This is a genomic window from Spirillospora sp. NPDC048819, from assembly GCF_040650055.1.
Taxonomy (GTDB): Bacteria; Actinomycetota; Actinomycetes; order Streptosporangiales; family Streptosporangiaceae; genus Spirillospora.
The window spans coordinates 54322-69722 of sequence record NZ_JBEZGN010000019.1 but is presented as its reverse complement, the minus strand read 5'-3'; the positions used below and the strand labels follow the sequence as shown (position 1 = coordinate 69722).

The window sequence follows — 15401 nt, the reverse complement described above, 5'->3', positions numbered from 1 at the left end:
AGCTACACTGACATACCGCCGGTATGTCAAGGAGGTCGCGTGAACGTCAGGGCACGGCAGCGGGAGCGGACGCGTGAAGCGCTGCTGCGCGAGGGCAGGACACTGTTCGCCACGCGCGGGTACGGCGAGGTGAGCCTCGCCGAGATCGTCGGCGCGGCCGGGGTCACCAAGGGCGCGCTGTACCACCTGTTCGAGAGCAAGGCCGACCTCTTCCGCGCCGTCCTGGGGCAGGTGCAGGAGGAGGTGGCCCGGACGGTGGCGCGGACCGCCGACGCCGAGGACGACCTCTGGACACGCTTCACGGCGGGCTGCCAGGCGTTCCTCACCGCCAGCACGGCCCCCGGCATCCAGCGCATCATGCTCGTGGACGGTCCGGCGGTGCTGGGCTGGAACGACTGGCGGGCCATGGACGAGGCCGGCTCGGCCAGCCATCTCGCCGACGTGATCACCGAGTTGATCGGTGAGGGACTGATCGCGCCTCAGCCGGTCGCGCCGCTGACCCACCTGCTGTCCGGCGCGATGAACGAGGCCGCGCTGTGGTTGGCGGCGTCCGGTGACCCCGAGGCGAACCTGCCCGATACCCGGTCGGCGCTGGCCCAGATGCTCGACGCCCTCCGCGTTGCTTGACGCGCGTTGCTTGGTGCGCGTTGCTTGACGCGCGCTGCTTGGTGCGCGTTGCTTGATGCGCGTCGCTTGACGCGCGCTGCCGATGGAGATCAGGAAGCTGAACACCGTTCGTCCGTCCGGCTGAACGCTGTCCGCACGTCCGGCTGAACACCGTCCGTCGGTCTGGCTGAACACGTCCGCCCCTTCCGGCTGATCATTGTCCGTCCCGTCCGGCTGAACATCGTCCGCGCGCGTGTTGGATCGCTGGTGGCGAGTTGGTGTTGTCGGCTCGGGCGCGGTTGAGGAGAGTGCCTTCTCTGATTTTTTCTGTCGTGGGTGTCGGATCGTGGTGGGTTCGTTCGTGGCCATGGTGAGAGGCCGGCAACGGGCCGGTCGCCGTTCAGTAGAGGAGCGTGCACACCATGGACCGGGAGAGTGTGAGCGCCACCCTGACCGTCGCCGCGCCCGTGGCGAGGGTGTTCGCGGTGCTGGCGGACCCGACGACCCATTCCGCGATCGATGGGACCGGCTGGGTTCAGGAACCCGCCGACCGGGCGCTGCTGACCGAGGTGGGGCAGGTTTTCCGGATGGACATGTATCACTCCGGCCATCCTGACGGTGACTACCGGGTGGCCAACAAGGTGGCGGTGCTCGACCCGCCGCGCGCCATCGGCTGGATGACGGGGACGGAGGCGGACGACGGCCGCCTGGAGTTCGGCGGCTGGATCTGGCGTTACGATCTCGCGCGGCTCGGCCCGTCCGAGACTGAGGCCACGCTCACCTACGACTGGTCGGCGGTGCCGCAGAGCATCCGGGAGTACCTGCAGTTCCCGCCATTCGGCCCCGAGCATCTCATCAACTCACTGCACCACCTGGCCGAGCTTGCCGCACCGACGTCCCGGACCAGACGCCTGGCGACGGTGTCCGGTGGCTGACAGCGCCGCCAGTGCCGCAACCGAGGAAACCGGGGCGATGGCGGCCCGTTCGAAGCGAACCGCGTCCAACGCCGTGGTCTCCAGTCTGTACCCGCACATTTAGATCGACCGCATTCGAGGAGAGCATCATGACCGCTACTTACACCTTCGACGTCTTTTCCACCCTCGACGGCTACGGCTCCTACAACAGCGACGGCGACTGGGGCGGCTACTGGGGCAAGCAGGGTCCCGAGTTTCTCGACCGCCGCCTCGACCTGTACCGCGAGGAGCAGCGGATGGTCCTCGGGGCCAACACCTTTCGGCAGTTCGTGGAGGCGCTGGGCCCGAGCACCGAGGAGGCCAAGGTGACCGACCCGGTGAACACCCGGATGAGGAACATGCCGACGACGGTGGTGTCGACCACGCTGGAAGGCCCCCTCAACTGGCCGGACGCGACCCTCCTGAGCGGCGACGCCGTCGACGTCGTCGCCCGGCTCAAGGAGGAGTCCGAGGTGCCGCTGCGCTCGCACGGCAGCTTGTCGATGAACCGGGCGCTGATGGCCGCCGGCCTGGTCGACCGCGTCCTCGTGACGCTCTTCCCGGTGATCAGCGGTCAGACCGGGGCGGACCCGATCTTCCAGGGCGCGGCCGACTTCGACCTCGAGCTTCTCGAGGCCCGGACGCTCGACGGCCACACCCAGGAGCTCATCTACCGGCCCACCCCGCATATCTGAGGGTCACGCCGGGGCTTGGGCGAGGAGGATGGCGAGGAGGTCCAGGGCGCCTTGCTTGTCCAAGGGGTCGTTGCCGTTTCCGCATTTGGGGGACTGGATGCAGGACGGGCAGCCGGAGTCGCACTCGCAGGACTCGATCGCGTCACGGGTGGCGTGGAGCCATTCGGCGGCGTCGGCGTAGCCGCGTTCGGCGAAGCCGGCGCCGCCCTCGTGGCCGTCGTAGACGAAGACAGTGAGGAGCTCGGTGTCGGGGTGTAGCGCGGTGGACACGCCGCCGATGTCCCAGCGGTCGCACGTGGCGAAGAGGGGGAGCAGGCCGATCGAGGCGTGTTCGGCGGCGTGGGCGGCGCCGGCCAGGTCGAGCCTGTCGAGAGAGGCGATCTGGGTGTCGGAGAGCGTCCACCAGACGGCGCGGGTGCGGAGGGTGCGGGCCGGGAGGTCGAGGGGCTTCTCGCCGAGCATCTCGCCTGTTTGCAGGCGGCGCATCTGGTAGCCGACCACCTGGCGGGTGACTTCGACGGTTCCGAAGCAGAGCGTGGCCTCGCCCCAGGACGTGGAGCGGAGCCGTTCGACGATGGCGATGTCGGTGACGTCGCGGGCGGTCGTCGAGTAGTCGGGGTCGGCCGGTTCGACGAGCGCCACCGAGTCGTCCAGGTCGAGGGTTTGGACGATGAACGAGTCGCCCTGGTGGATGTAGACGGCGCCGTCGTGGACGGTGGTGTGCGCGGACGCCTCGTCGACCGTGCCGAGAAGGCGTCCGGTGCCCAGTTCGACGACCTGGATGGGTTCGCCGCCCGCTCCCCGGATGTCGGCCAGCCCGGCGGCCTTGTCGCGACGTGTCCAGTACCAGCCGGCGGGGCGGCGGCGGAGGAAGCCCCGGCGGACGAGGTCGGGCAGGAGGTCGGCGGTCGAGGGGCCGAAGAGCGGGAGATCGTCCTCGGTGAGCGGCATCTCCGACGCCGCCGCGCATAGGTGGGGTTCAAGGACGTACGGGTTGTCGGGGTCGAGCACGGTGGCCTCGACCGGCGTCCCGAAGATCGCCTCCGGGTGGTGGACGAGGAACGTGTCGAGCGGGTCGTCGCGGGCCACCAGGACCGACAGTGCCGCCTGACCGGAGCGTCCGGCGCGTCCGGACTGCTGCCACAGGGACGCGCGGGTGCCGGGCCAGCCGCAGACGAGGACGGCGTCGAGCCCGGAGACGTCCACGCCGAGTTCCAGGGCGTTCGTGCTCGCCAGGCCGATGATCGAACGGGAGCGGAGTGCGGCCTCCAGGGCGCGCCGTTCCTCGGGGAGGTAACCGGCGCGGTAGGCGGCGACCTGCTCGGCCAAGGCGGGAGTGACCTCGTGCAAAGCGCGCTTGGCGCTGAGTGCGACCGACTCTGCACCGCGCCTGGAACGGACGAACGCGAGCGTCTGGACGCCTTCGACGACGAGGTCCGCCAGAAGGTCGCCGGCTTCGGCGGTGGCGGTGCGCCGGATCGGGGCGCCGCGCTCGCCGCGCAGTTCGGTCAGGGGCGGTTCCCAGAGCACGAACGTCGCCGGGCCGCGTGGTGAGGCGTCGTCGTCGACGGCGACGACGTCCAGTCCGGTGAGGCGGGACGCGGTGGTCGCGGGCTCGGACGTGGTGGCGGAGGCGAGGATGAAGGTCGGGTCGGCGTGGTACCGGGCGCACAGTCGGCGCAGGCGGCGCAGGACGTGCGCGACGTGCGAGCCGAAGACGCCGCGGTAGCCGTGCGCCTCGTCGATGATGACGTAGCGCAGACGGCGCAGGAACGACGACCAGCGGGAGTGGCTCGGCAGGATCGACCGGTGCAGCATGTCCGGATTCGTTAGCACGTAGTTCGCGTGTTGCCTGACCCAGGTTCGCTCGTCCTGCGGCGTGTCGCCGTCGTATGTCGCCGCGCGCACACGCGTGAGGCGCAGGGCGCGCAGGGCGCGGAGCTGGTCCGCGGCGAGCGCCTTGGTCGGCGACAGGTAGAGGATCGTCCCCTCGTGGCGAGGATTCTCATCCCCCGCATAGATCGCCTCGATGGAAGGCAGCAGGTAGGCCAGGGATTTCCCGGACGCCGTCCCTGTGGCGATGATCACAGAGCGGCCTTCGTGGGCGTGTTCGGCGGCGGCGGCCTGGTGCTCCCAGGGCGCCTCGATGCCGGCCGCGGCCAGCCGCTCGACCAGCAGTGGCGTTGACCAGGCGGGCCAGTCGGCTCGGCGGCCCTGACGTGCGGGAACGCTCTCCACATGGGTGATGCGTTCGCGCCGGGTGGGGTCGGCGAGCAGCCGGTCCAGGGGGGAGGAAGATCTTTGGGCGCCCATCAGGTTTTCAGTTTGCCAGCCGGGGCAAAACAACGGGAACGCCCCGGCGCCGGTGTGCCCGTCCCCCTGTCCTGGCCACTGGATCAGCAGGTCAGACGGGATGGCGCGAACTTTCGTCCGTGTGGGCGATAACGTGCGTGTACGACGCCGGAGCGTGGTTGAATCACGGCGAACTCTCGATGGCCGATCCGCCGCCCCGGTTGGCCCGGCGATCGAGATCAGATAGTGCTGCACGGCGCGCTGGAGGATCTGTGGACCTGAAGGTGAACGACTACACCACTGACGATGGCCTCACCGTCATCAACGTGGAGGGCGAGATCGACGTCTACACGGCGCCGAAGCTTCGCGAGAAGCTCATCGACCTGGTCAACAAGGGCAAGTTCCACCTGCTCGTGGACATGGAGAAGGTGGAGTTCCTCGACTCCACCGGTCTCGGCGTCCTCGTCGGCGGGTTGAAGCGGGTGCGCGCCCACGACGGTTCGCTGGAACTGGTGTGCACCCAGGAGCGCATCCTCAAGATCTTCCGGATCACGGGGTTGACCAAGGTCTTCGGCATCCACGACTCGATCGCCGAGGCCGAGGAGAAGCGCAAGGGCGCCAAGTAGGCGGCCTGTAGCTGAAATGTCGACCGTTGAACTGTCCTTCAGTGCGCTGCCCGTCCATGTTCGGACCGCCCGCCTGATCGTCACCGCCGTGGCCCGCCGCAGCGGTGTTGCCGAACCGTTGCTGGACGAGGTCAGGCTCGCGGTCGGGGAGGCGTGCTCGCGTGCCGTGGAGGCGCATCGCCGGCACTGCCCGGACGAGCCCGTCCGCCTGGAGCTGAGCGGCGCCGACCGCCGCTTCGAGGTGACCGTCAGCGACACCGTCTCCGAGGACGCGGCGGGGGGCCTTCCCACGGCCCCGGACGCGGAGGAGTTCGAGTACGGCCTGGGCGAAGGCACCGCGGAGCTGGGGCTGGCCGTCATCGCCGGGCTCGCCGACGACGTGGAGATCGCCGCCACGCCCAAGGGGGTCCAGATACGGATGAGCTGGCCGGCCGAGGCGGAGGCGACCATCTGACGCGCGCCCGCCCCCACCGACGGCCGAAGGCCCCGCCCACCCCGGGCGGGGCCTTCGACGTCCCAGGACCACGAAGTCCCGCAAGGGCCGTGAACACACCCCAGACCCCCACTCCGGCTCCGCCTGGGGCGAGTGCTCGTGGTGGTGGGTTGGGGTGTCCGGTTTGGGACGTGTGGGGCTGGTGGGTTTGGGGGTGTGAGACTCTCTTGGGGATGATCTCGGTCTGGATCGATTTGGGTCTGGACTTATTCCGTGTTAATGGCTAGCTTAAATGCGGACGCCGGTGGCCTCGCCGATGCGCCTGAGACGTGCTGCGCATGTCAAGGTGGCCGCGAGGTAATAAAGAGCTAACCCAGGCTGACCTGGGGAAACGACGCATGGCCGGGCCTATTGGGGAAATTCCGACGTACCGTCCATTGCATTTTGGCGACATCCGCATCCAGGGCCCTTCGGCCTTAACATTCGACCTACGCCTGCGTAGACTCCCCGCACCCGCGTTGCCGTGCGAGGGCGTTCGAAATCATGACTCGCGGGGTACGCGGTAAAGATCGTCTTTAGACGGTCGAGATCGCAACACCCCTGTCGAGGAGGACGGATGTCTGGGCTTTCCCTGTCAAGCCCGGCCAGCGCAGATGTGGATCTCGGCGGCGGCGACCTCTCATTGGTCGTCGTCGTCGCCGTGGTCGCTCTGCTGGCACTGGCCGTCGCCGCGGGTCTCGTACGTGATGTCCTGGCCGCGGGCCAGGGCACCGACAAGATGCAAGAGATCGCGCGAGCCGTTCAGGTAGGAGCGAGCGCCTACCTGAAACGCCAGTTCCGAACGGTCGCGGTCTTCGTGGTCCTGATCCCGCTCGTACTGCTGCTGCTACCCGCCGACTCGACCGGGGAACGGATCGGGCGGTCGGTCTTCTTCATCATCGGCGCGCTGTTCTCGGCCGTCACCGGGTTCGTCGGCATGTGGCTGGCGGTCCGGGGCAACGTCCGGGTCGCCGCGGCCGCCCGCGAGGAGGGCGGCGAGAGGACGGCGATGCGCATCGCCTTCCGTACGGGCGGCGTCGCCGGCATGTTCACCGTCGGGCTCGGCCTGTTCGGTGCGGCGGTCGTCGTGCTGGCCTACCAGGGCGACGCGCCGAAGGTCCTGGAGGGCTTCGGGTTCGGCGCCGCGCTGCTCGCCATGTTCATGAGGGTCGGCGGCGGCATCTTCACCAAGGCCGCCGACGTGGGCGCCGACCTGGTCGGCAAGGTCGAGCAGGGCATCCCCGAGGACGACCCCCGCAACGCCGCGACGATCGCCGACAACGTGGGCGACAACGTCGGCGACTGCGCCGGCATGGCCGCCGACCTGTTCGAGTCGTACGCGGTCATGCTCGTCGCGGCGCTGATCCTGGGCACCGCGGCGTTCGGCACCGAGGGCCTGGTGTTCCCGCTGATCGTGCCGATGATCGGCGTGATCACCGCGGTGATCGGCATCTTCGCGGTGGCGCCCCGGGCGGGCGACCGGTCCGGGATGACGGCGATCAACCGGGGCTTCTTCATCTCGGCGGGGATCTCGGCGATCCTCGTCGCGATCGCCGCGTTCGCGTACCTGCCCTCGTCGTTCGCGGACCTGACCGGGGTCACCGACACGGCGATCCAGAACCTGGACGCCAACCCCCGCTGGGTGGCGATCGGCGCGGTCCTCATCGGCATCGTGCTGGCCAGCGCGATCCAGTTGCTGACCGGCTACTTCACCGAGACGAACCGCAAGCCGGTCCAGGAGGTCACCAACAGCGCCCGCACCGGGCCCGCGACCGTCATCCTGTCCGGCATCTCGCTCGGCCTGGAGTCGGCCGTCTACACCGCCCTCGTCATCTGCGGCGCCATGTACGGGGCGTTCCTGCTCGGCTTCGGCAACACCACCGTCGCGCTGTTCGCGGTGGCGATGGCCGGTACCGGGCTGCTGACCACCGTCGGCGTGATCGTCTCGATGGACACGTTCGGCCCCGTCTCCGACAACGCCCAGGGCATCGCCGAGATGTCCGGGGACGTGACGGGCGAGGGCGCGGCCATCCTGGAGCGGCTGGACGCGGTCGGCAACACCACGAAGGCCATCACCAAGGGCATCGCGATCGCGACGGCGGTGCTCGCCGCGACCGCGCTGTTCGGCTCGTTCCGGACGACGGTGATCTCGGCGCTGAACGACGCGTCCGACGAGGCCAAGGACGCGCTCGGCGACTTCGGCGTGTTCAGCCTGTCGATCGACAACCCGAACGTGCTGATCGGGCTGATCGTCGGTGCGGCCGTGGTGTTCATGTTCTCCGGCCTCGCCATCATGGCGGTCGGCCGGGCGGCCGGACGGGTCGTGGTCGAGGTGCGGGAGCAGTTCCGCACCAAGCCCGGGATCATGGACTACACCGAGAAGCCCGACTACGACCGCGTCGTGGACATCTGCACCCGGGACGCGCAGCGCGAGCTCGCCACCCCCGGACTGCTGGCGATCATGACGCCGATCGCGGTCGGCTTCGCGCTCGGGTACGCGCCGCTGGGCGCCTACCTGGGCGGCGCGATCGCGGCGGGCGTGCTGATGGCGGTGTTCCTCGCCAACTCCGGCGGCGCCTGGGACAACGCCAAGAAGCTCGTCGAGGAGGGCCACCTCGGCGGCAAGGGCAGCCCCGCGCACGAGGCCACGATCATCGGTGACACGGTCGGCGACCCGTTCAAGGACACCGCCGGTCCCTCGATCAACCCGCTGATCAAGGTGATGAACCTGGTGGCGCTGCTGATCGCGCCCGCGGTCGTCACGTACGCGGGCAACACCCTGCTGCGCGTCGTGGTGACCGTGGTGTCCGTCGGGGTCGTGGTGGCCGCCATCGTGATCTCCAAGCGGCGCGCGGACCCGATCGCCGAGCCGGCCGTCGAAGGCGGCGCGCCCGGCCCGGCCGCCACCGAGGGCGGCGAGGCCGAGGGCGGCGCCATCGAGGAGGGCTCCCCGGAGGAGGCGGCGGTCGGCGCCGACTCGGGCGGCGCCACGGCTCAGTCCGGCAACGAGGAGACGCCCGCCAAGAACGGCTGACCGTTCGGGCGGATCCGCCTATCGAGGCGGAGGGGCCGGTGGCGACGCGCCGCCGGCCCTTCCGCATGCCCGGGGCCCTGTCACGTCCGCCGGGGACCGGCCATACGCTGTACGTACCGGAGTGGACCGAAAGCGGGAGGCGCTGTGGCGGGCGGCGGCGGCAAGTCGACGATGTCGGGGGCCAAGGGCTTCGCCATCGTGCTCGGCGGAATGCTCGGCATCATGCTGGTGCTCTGGGCCCTGGCGGCCTGGGCCGCCCCGTAACCCCCGCCGACCGGTGCGGTCCGCGGTGGTGTCGGTGTATCACGGGCCTGACGCAGCGATGCGGACACGCCGACCTCAGCCGTCACCGCAACCACGCAACTACCGAAACCGTCGCGATCGCGACCGAAGGCAGATTCGAGCGAGCGAGGATCTGATCGTGCAGCGAGCCGCAAGGCGAGTCGGAGCGATGCAGCGATCGCACCGCGTTGCCCGACGATGGAGGGCCCTTTAGGGCCCGAAGGAGGAGGGGAATGCCAATAGTTACAGTGCTCCGCCACGCCAAGGCCGTCGCGGGGCTGGGGATCGCCGATATCGACCGGACTCTCAACGACCGCGGCCGGCGGGACGCCGCGGCGGCCGGGGAGTGGCTGCGCGCGAACGACCTCGTCCCCGAGCTGGTGCTGTGCTCCACGTCGGCGCGGACGCGGGAGACGCTCGCCCTTCTGGACGTCGACGCCGAGGTGAGCTTCGAGTCCGGGATCTACGACAACGACCCTGACGGGCTCCTCGCGCTGGTGGCCCAGACTCCGGACGATGTCGGACGGCTGCTGCTGGTGGGGCACAACCCGTCCGTGCACCAGCTCGTCCACGACCTGACCGGGAGCGCCCCGGACAGCTTCCCGACGTGCGCGTTCGCCGTGATCGATTTGCCGGGCGCGTGGGCGGACGTCCGTCCCGGCGCGGGGACGCTCCGCGTCACCCGCACCCCTAAGGGCTGACGTCAGCGGCGGGGTTCGGTGGCGTTCAGGGACGACTCGATGACGGTCCCGGCGTCCTCGCGCAGCATCCGGATCGTGTGGCGGGTGCCGGACACCTGGAGCAGGGCGTGCCGGAGCGGGGTGAACTCGTCCCGTCCGACGCCCGAGGTGATCTCGGCGCGGCGCCGCCGGGTGAGCTTGGACAGGTGGGTGTCGAGGTCGGCGAGTTCCTCGCTCAGCTCCTCGGCGGGCGTGGCGGCCTTCGGGTCGCGCGCCTCCGGTTCCTCCAGCAGTTCGGCGGTCTCCTCCAGCTGGTCGGCGAGGCGGTCGAGGATCTCGGGGATCGGCCCGGTGTCGACGGCCTCCTCGCGGGACAGCTTGGCGACGGTGATCAGGTGGTCGCGTGTGCGGTGCGCGGCGTCCACGGCGGTCTCCAGCTCGGCGATCAGCTCGGTGTCGGGCACCCGTTCGTGGCCGAGCCGCGTCCGGGTGCCGGCGACGGCCTCGGCGGACCGTTCCGCGGCGACGATCGTGTCGTGCGGCAGGCGGACGCGTTCCCCGGCGAGGACGTCCGCCGCCGCCCGCACGAGGCCGGCGTGCCGGTCGAGGAGCCGGCCGAGGTGCACGGGCAGGCGTTCCAGGTACCCGGCGGGCCACAGCAGCCGGACGGCGAGATAGGCCATGACCGTCCCGCCGATCGTCAGCACGATCCGCTGGCCGGCGGTGACCCAGTCGGCGGGCGTGGAGAAGTCGAGCAGCATCATCGCCAGCGGCGTCCCGAACAGCGCCCAGTAGGCGAAGTTCACCGCGCGCATTGCGAACCCCGCCAGTGCGAAGCAGAAGACGATCAGCACGATGACGGGCGGCCCGGGCGCGAGCGTCAGGATGACGGCCGCGACGACCGACCCGGCCGCGGTGCCGCCGACGCGCTGGACGAGCCGTTCGACGGTCTCGCCGTAGGTGGCGCGCAGGCTCAGCATCGCGGTGATCGTCATCCAGTGCCCGTAGCCGAGGTCCAGCGCGGCGGCGAGCGCCATCGTCACCAGGGCCGTCAGGAACACGCGCGACACCTGCCGGAACATCGGTGAGCGGGTGCGGACGGCGCGGCGGAGCTGCTCCCAGACCGGCCCCGGGTCGAACTCGGGCATCCGGGGCGGGCCGAGCCCGAACCGCAGTCCGCCCGCGACGAGGCGGCGGGTGGAGGCGACTTCGCCGGTGATGCGGTCGATCGACCGGCGCACCTGCCCGATCAGCGCGACCGCGACGAGGTCCTCGTCCCCGGCGAGGCCCGCGCGCCTGATGTGTTCGGCGGCCCGGCCCATCCGCCGGACGGCGGCGGACTCCTCACGGCCGAGCGGCGCCGCGCCCGCGCTCGCGACCGCGCCGGACAGCAGCCGCAGCCGCGCGGCGAGCGCCGAGATCGCCGTCTGCGTCTCCTCCTGCCATTCGCGGTCCGGCGGATAGTTCTTCGCGGCCTCCAGGACGGCCTGGAGCGTCACCGTCTCGTGCAGGACCCGTCCGAGCGCCTCGATGAGCCGTTCGGGCCTTGTGGGCTCTGTCCGCCCTCTTCCGGACCGGTACAGCGCGTACGTGGCGCGTGCCGTGGTCAGCGACTCCGATGCCGCCCGCCGCTTGGCCTCCCAGTCGGGGATGCGGGTGACGGCCAGCAGGTCGGGGTTGGTCAGGTCGACCTCGTCGAGCGGGCTGCTGTCCAAGGCCGCGACGTCCTGCGCCACGGCGTCCAGTGCCTCCGCGACCGCGTCCGCCGACTCGCTCAGCGCTGCCCGCAGCGGCCGCAGCCGCCGCGCGGGCCACGGCGCCAGCAGCAGACCGGCGAAGAGCAGCCCGCCGATCAGCTCCAGTACCCCGATGAGGATGACGTCGGACGGCGGCCGGACCGCGCTGAGCAGCACCGCCAGCCCCGCCGTCGACCCGATCCGCGGGACGGCGACGCCCAGCGCGATCAGCGGCGGCACCACGATGACGGGCAGCCACATCGTCTCGCTCAGCAGCCCGCCGAACGCCGACCCGACCGCCACCACGAGCACGCCGACCGCGAGGTCGCGGGCCCGCGCCCCGTACGGTCCCTCCGGCGCCCGCAACGCGACGAGGTACGCGCCGAGCGCGATCATCGACCCTTGCGCGCCGTGCCCGGTCGCCGCTCCGGCGAACAGCGGCACCGCCATGGCGAGGGCGGCCACCACCCCGTACATGGGCGCGGCCTCTCCACCGATCCGGGCGTAAGCCTCCGCCGCCCGCTGCAGCACGTTCGTCCGCCTCTTCCTCGACCTCTCGGGCGGCTCGAACCCCGCCGTCTCACCTGTACCCAGGTGATCTTCCACTAAGGCCGAACGTCCGGCGCGACGGAGTTCATTCCGGCGCCTGCTCGCCGTCATGCGCGGCCAGCAGGTCCGCGAGGACGGCCTGCTGTTCGAGGTCGTCGGGGATCAGCACGCTGGTGAAGGGGGCGTTGACGGTGTTGCGGTCCGTCTCGGCCAGGGTGCGCAGCAGGGGGATCAGCGGCTCGATGTCGCCGCCCAGTTCGCGGGCGGCGTCGTGCAGCCAGGGCCTTGCCGAGCCTTCGGCGATCCGCCGGGCGACGGCGTCGAGGAACGGGCCGGGGTCGCCGTTGATCCTCCTGACCGCCAGCGCGGCCTCGTACCGGTAGAACTCGTCGCCGCCCAGGTCGAGGAGGACCGGCACCAGGGCGGACGCCTCCTCGCCCAGCCGTCCGGCGAGAAGGGCGGCGCCCCGGGCGGGGGCGCGGCCGTGCGCCAGGACCTGCTCGGCGGCGAGCAGCGCCGTGCGGGTGTCGCCGGTGAGGTCCAGGACGAGTCCGGCGGCTTCGATCCGCTTCTCGCAGGCTTCGAAGTCGGCCGTCTCGGTGGAGGCCAGTTCGCGGAGGGCGGGCAGGAACGCGTCCGGCGGCAGGCCGTGCGCCCTCATCAGTTCCGCCGCCCGGACGACCTCGCCCGCGTCGGCGGCGGCGAACGCGAACCGGGTGACGTACCCGGTGTCGCCGGTGATGACGGCGAGCGCATCGGCGCACGCCTCCCGGAAGTCCCACTGCCCGGTGCCCGTGACGGCGTCGCGCAGGGCCGGTACCGCGGCGGAGGCGCCGGGGCCGATCGCTCTCAGCGCCCGCACGGGCGCGAGCCTCTCCGCGCGGACGAGGCCGGACAGTTCGGGTGCGGCCGCCGCGGCCTCGGATCCCCAGGTGATCAGGAGCCCGGGAATGGCCACATCGGGTTCGTGCGCCATGAGCGTCTCCAGGCCGGCGGACGCCAGGTGCGGACGCAGGACCTTCAGCAGCGCGGGGTCGTACGGCGCCTTCCGCTCGGCGAGCAGGTCGACCGTCCCGCCGTCGAACCATCCCTCCCCGAACGCGCCGGTGACCGAGACCGGCCACGCCGGGTCGTCCGCGAGGACCAGCATGCGCAGCGCGGCGGCGAGGAGGCGCCCCTCCGCCGTCTGCAGGCCCTTCCAGTTCCGGTGGTCGGTCAGGGCCGTGCGCGGTGGGGACTGCGCGTAGTCCGCGAGTGCGGCGACGGCGGCCGGGACGACCTGGCGGACTTCCACGAGAAGTTCGGCGGCTGCGGCGCGCACCTCGATCTCCCGGTGGGAGACGGCCTCGGCGAGCAGATCCGCGAACCGCGTCCGCGCCGACCTCGACCAGTAGCAGCGCCATTGGACGCCGTTCACGACCGCGTTCGCGTTCTCCGGCGACCCGTCGCGCACGAAGGAGCGGGCGAGGTCGACGGCGTCGGCTTCGGGGGCGCCGGCGATGATGTCGCTCAGCGACTCCTGTGACCACACGAAGTCGCGGAAGGGGTCGCATGCGGCCCAGCATTCACGGACGGCCGCCGTGGCCGCGGGGCCGAACGTCTCGCCGTGGACCGCGATCGTCCAGGCGGCGGCGGCCCGCGGCAGAAGCGGCCGGTCCGGGGCGAGTTCCGCCTGGAGCCAGTCTGCGGCGTCCCGCGGGTGCAGCCGTCCCGCGACGATCAGCAGTTCGGCGATGGCCTCGCTGTCGCCCTCGCCGTCCCGGAGCTTGCGCAATGTCGCGAGAGGGACGGATTCGGCGGGCAGATGCCCCACCACGTAGGAGGCGCACCGCCGCACGTGCACGTCCGGGTCGAAATGCAGCTTCAGCAGCCGCGCCGCGCCCGCGGCGAGCGCGCTTTGGACGTCGTCGAGTACGCCGGGCCGGGCGTGGGCGCCTTGGGCGATCCAGGCGAGCTGCCGCAGCACCTCGGGCCGCCGCCGCGTCCGCCGCGACGTGGCCAGCGCGATCAGGAACGGCACCGCCGCGGCCGTCGCCGGATACAGCGTGCCCTGGTGGGCGAGACGGGAGGCCAGGTCGTCGAAGGCCTCCGCGGCGGCGTCGTCACCGCGGCCGACCGCCGCGCGCAGCAGTCCCGGCACGTCCTCCGCCGAACCGTGGGCGTGCTCCAGCGAAGCCCAGTCGACGTCGTCGAGGCCGCCCAGCGGCCGGAAATTCATGGACGATCACACTAGTGACGAGAGCGGGGCCCCGTCTCGCGGGACGGATCTAACGCTCGTCGGCGGCGTCGGCGGCTTCCACTTCTTCGCGGGAGATGCCCAGCAGGAAGACGATCGTGTCCAGGTAGGGGACGTTGACGGCGGTGTCGGCGGCCTCGCGGACGACGGGTTTGGCGTTGTAGGCGATGCCGAGGCCGGCGGCCTGGAGCATGTCGAGGTCGTTGGCGCCGTCGCCGATGGCGACGGTCTGGCTGATCGGGATGCCGGCCTCTTTGGCGAACCGTTCGAGGGCGGCGGCCTTGCCGGCGCGGTCGATGACCGGTCCGGAGACCCGGCCGGTGATCTTGCCGTTCTCGATCTCCAGCGTGTTGGCGGCGGAGTAGTCGATGCCGAGGTCGTCGACGAGGCCGTCGGTGACCTGGGTGAACCCGCCGCTGACGATGGCGAACTTGTAGTCGAGGCGCTTCAGGGTGCGGACCATGGTGCGGGCGCCGGCGGCGAGGCGGAGCTTGTCGCGGACGTCGTCGACGGCGGCGGCGTCGAGCCCGGCGAGGAGCGCGACCCGTTCGCGGAGGGAGCCCTCGAAGTCGAGCTCGCCGCGCATGGCGGCCTCGGTGACCTTGGCGACCTCGTCGAGGCAGCCGGCGTGCTCGGCGAGCAGCTCGATGACCTCGCCCTGGATGAGGGTGGAGTCGACGTCCATGACGATCAGCCGTTTGGCGCGGCGGTGCAGGCCGCTCTGCTGGACGGCGACGTCCACTTCCTGTTCGGCGGCCTCGGCGGTGAGGGCGGCGCGGAGGGCGTCGGGGTCGGCGCCGGAGACGTCCATCTCGATGCAGGTGACGGGGTTCTGCGCGAGCCGTTCGATGCGGTCGATGTTGGCGCCGTGCGCGGAGATCCGCCCGGCCATCCCGGCCATGGCGGCGGGCTTCAGCGGGGCGCCGAGGACGGTGACGTGGAGGCGGCCGCTGCGCTTCGGCATCCGCTTGTTGCGGCCCGTGGACAGCTCGATCTCCATGTCGAGGTCGTTGGCGACGCGTTCGGCGGCGTTCCACACCCGCCCGATGTCGGCGCCCTCGCTGTACGCGAGCAGGACGCCGAGGACGAGCCGCCCCCGGATCACGACCTGTTCGACGTCGGCGACGATGAGGGGGAACTCCGCGAGGGTCCGGAAGAGACGCGACGTCACGCCGGGGCGGTCGCGTCCGGTGAGTGTGATGAGGAGCGTGCGCTGTGCTGACCCGTCCATAACTGTTCT

Annotated in this window: 11 protein-coding genes; 7 read left to right on the top strand and 4 right to left on the bottom strand. The window is 71.1% G+C overall.

All coding sequences use genetic code 11. The annotated features are described in order from the left end of the window. Positions 1–39 precede the first annotated feature (39 nt). The 3 genes from AB0C35_RS24420 (at position 40) to AB0C35_RS24410 (ending at position 2254) form a co-directional block, all read left to right on the top strand. Positions 40–627 (top strand): TetR/AcrR family transcriptional regulator, encoded by a 588-nt coding sequence (locus AB0C35_RS24420; protein WP_358459778.1) that lies wholly within the window; start codon positions 40–42, stop codon positions 625–627. Positions 628–1028: 401 nt separating this feature from the next. Further along, the gene (locus AB0C35_RS24415; RefSeq protein WP_358459775.1) at positions 1029–1541 is read left to right on the top strand and encodes a hypothetical protein; all 513 of its coding nucleotides are present in this window, start codon (positions 1029–1031) and stop codon (positions 1539–1541) included. Positions 1542–1669: 128 nt separating this feature from the next. Continuing rightward, complete coding sequence (locus tag AB0C35_RS24410) at positions 1670–2254, top strand: dihydrofolate reductase family protein (protein WP_358459772.1); 585 nt, start codon at positions 1670–1672, stop codon at positions 2252–2254. Between the two features lie 3 nt (positions 2255–2257). On the opposite strand, the gene AB0C35_RS24405 is transcribed toward AB0C35_RS24410, so the two are convergent. Then, complete coding sequence (locus tag AB0C35_RS24405; RefSeq protein ID WP_358459769.1) at positions 2258–4567, bottom strand: DEAD/DEAH box helicase; 2310 nt, start codon at positions 4565–4567, stop codon at positions 2258–2260. A gap of 251 nt (positions 4568–4818) precedes the next feature. Between AB0C35_RS24405 and AB0C35_RS24400 the strand changes: the two genes are divergently transcribed. The 4 genes from AB0C35_RS24400 (at position 4819) to AB0C35_RS24385 (ending at position 9661) form a co-directional block, all read left to right on the top strand. Further along, a complete protein-coding gene (locus tag AB0C35_RS24400) occupies positions 4819–5172 on the top strand; it encodes an STAS domain-containing protein (RefSeq protein WP_021597910.1) in 354 nt (117 codons plus the stop codon). Between the two features lie 16 nt (positions 5173–5188). Next, positions 5189–5626, top strand: a complete 438-nt coding sequence (locus AB0C35_RS24395) for an ATP-binding protein (protein WP_358459764.1) — start codon at positions 5189–5191, stop codon at positions 5624–5626. Positions 5627–6221: 595 nt separating this feature from the next. After that, positions 6222–8678: a sodium-translocating pyrophosphatase gene (locus AB0C35_RS24390; protein ID WP_358459761.1), complete on the top strand. Its 2457-nt coding sequence runs from the start codon at positions 6222–6224 to the stop codon at positions 8676–8678. 515 nt (positions 8679–9193) lie between these two features. After that, positions 9194–9661, top strand: a complete 468-nt coding sequence (locus AB0C35_RS24385) for a histidine phosphatase family protein (protein ID WP_358459758.1) — start codon at positions 9194–9196, stop codon at positions 9659–9661. A gap of 2 nt (positions 9662–9663) precedes the next feature. Here AB0C35_RS24385 and AB0C35_RS24380 read toward each other — a convergent pair whose 3' ends face one another. The 3 genes from AB0C35_RS24380 to serB form a co-directional block, all read right to left on the bottom strand. Beyond that, positions 9664–11907 (bottom strand): FUSC family protein, encoded by a 2244-nt coding sequence (locus tag AB0C35_RS24380; protein WP_358459755.1) that lies wholly within the window; start codon positions 11905–11907, stop codon positions 9664–9666. A 103-nt stretch (positions 11908–12010) separates the two neighbouring features. After that, a complete protein-coding gene (locus AB0C35_RS24375) occupies positions 12011–14143 on the bottom strand; it encodes a hypothetical protein (RefSeq protein ID WP_358459752.1) in 2133 nt (710 codons plus the stop codon). A gap of 49 nt (positions 14144–14192) precedes the next feature. Then, entirely contained in the window at positions 14193–15392 is a 1200-nt protein-coding gene (serB, locus tag AB0C35_RS24370; protein WP_358459749.1) for a phosphoserine phosphatase SerB, read from the bottom strand. Between the last annotated feature and the right edge of the window lie 9 nt (positions 15393–15401).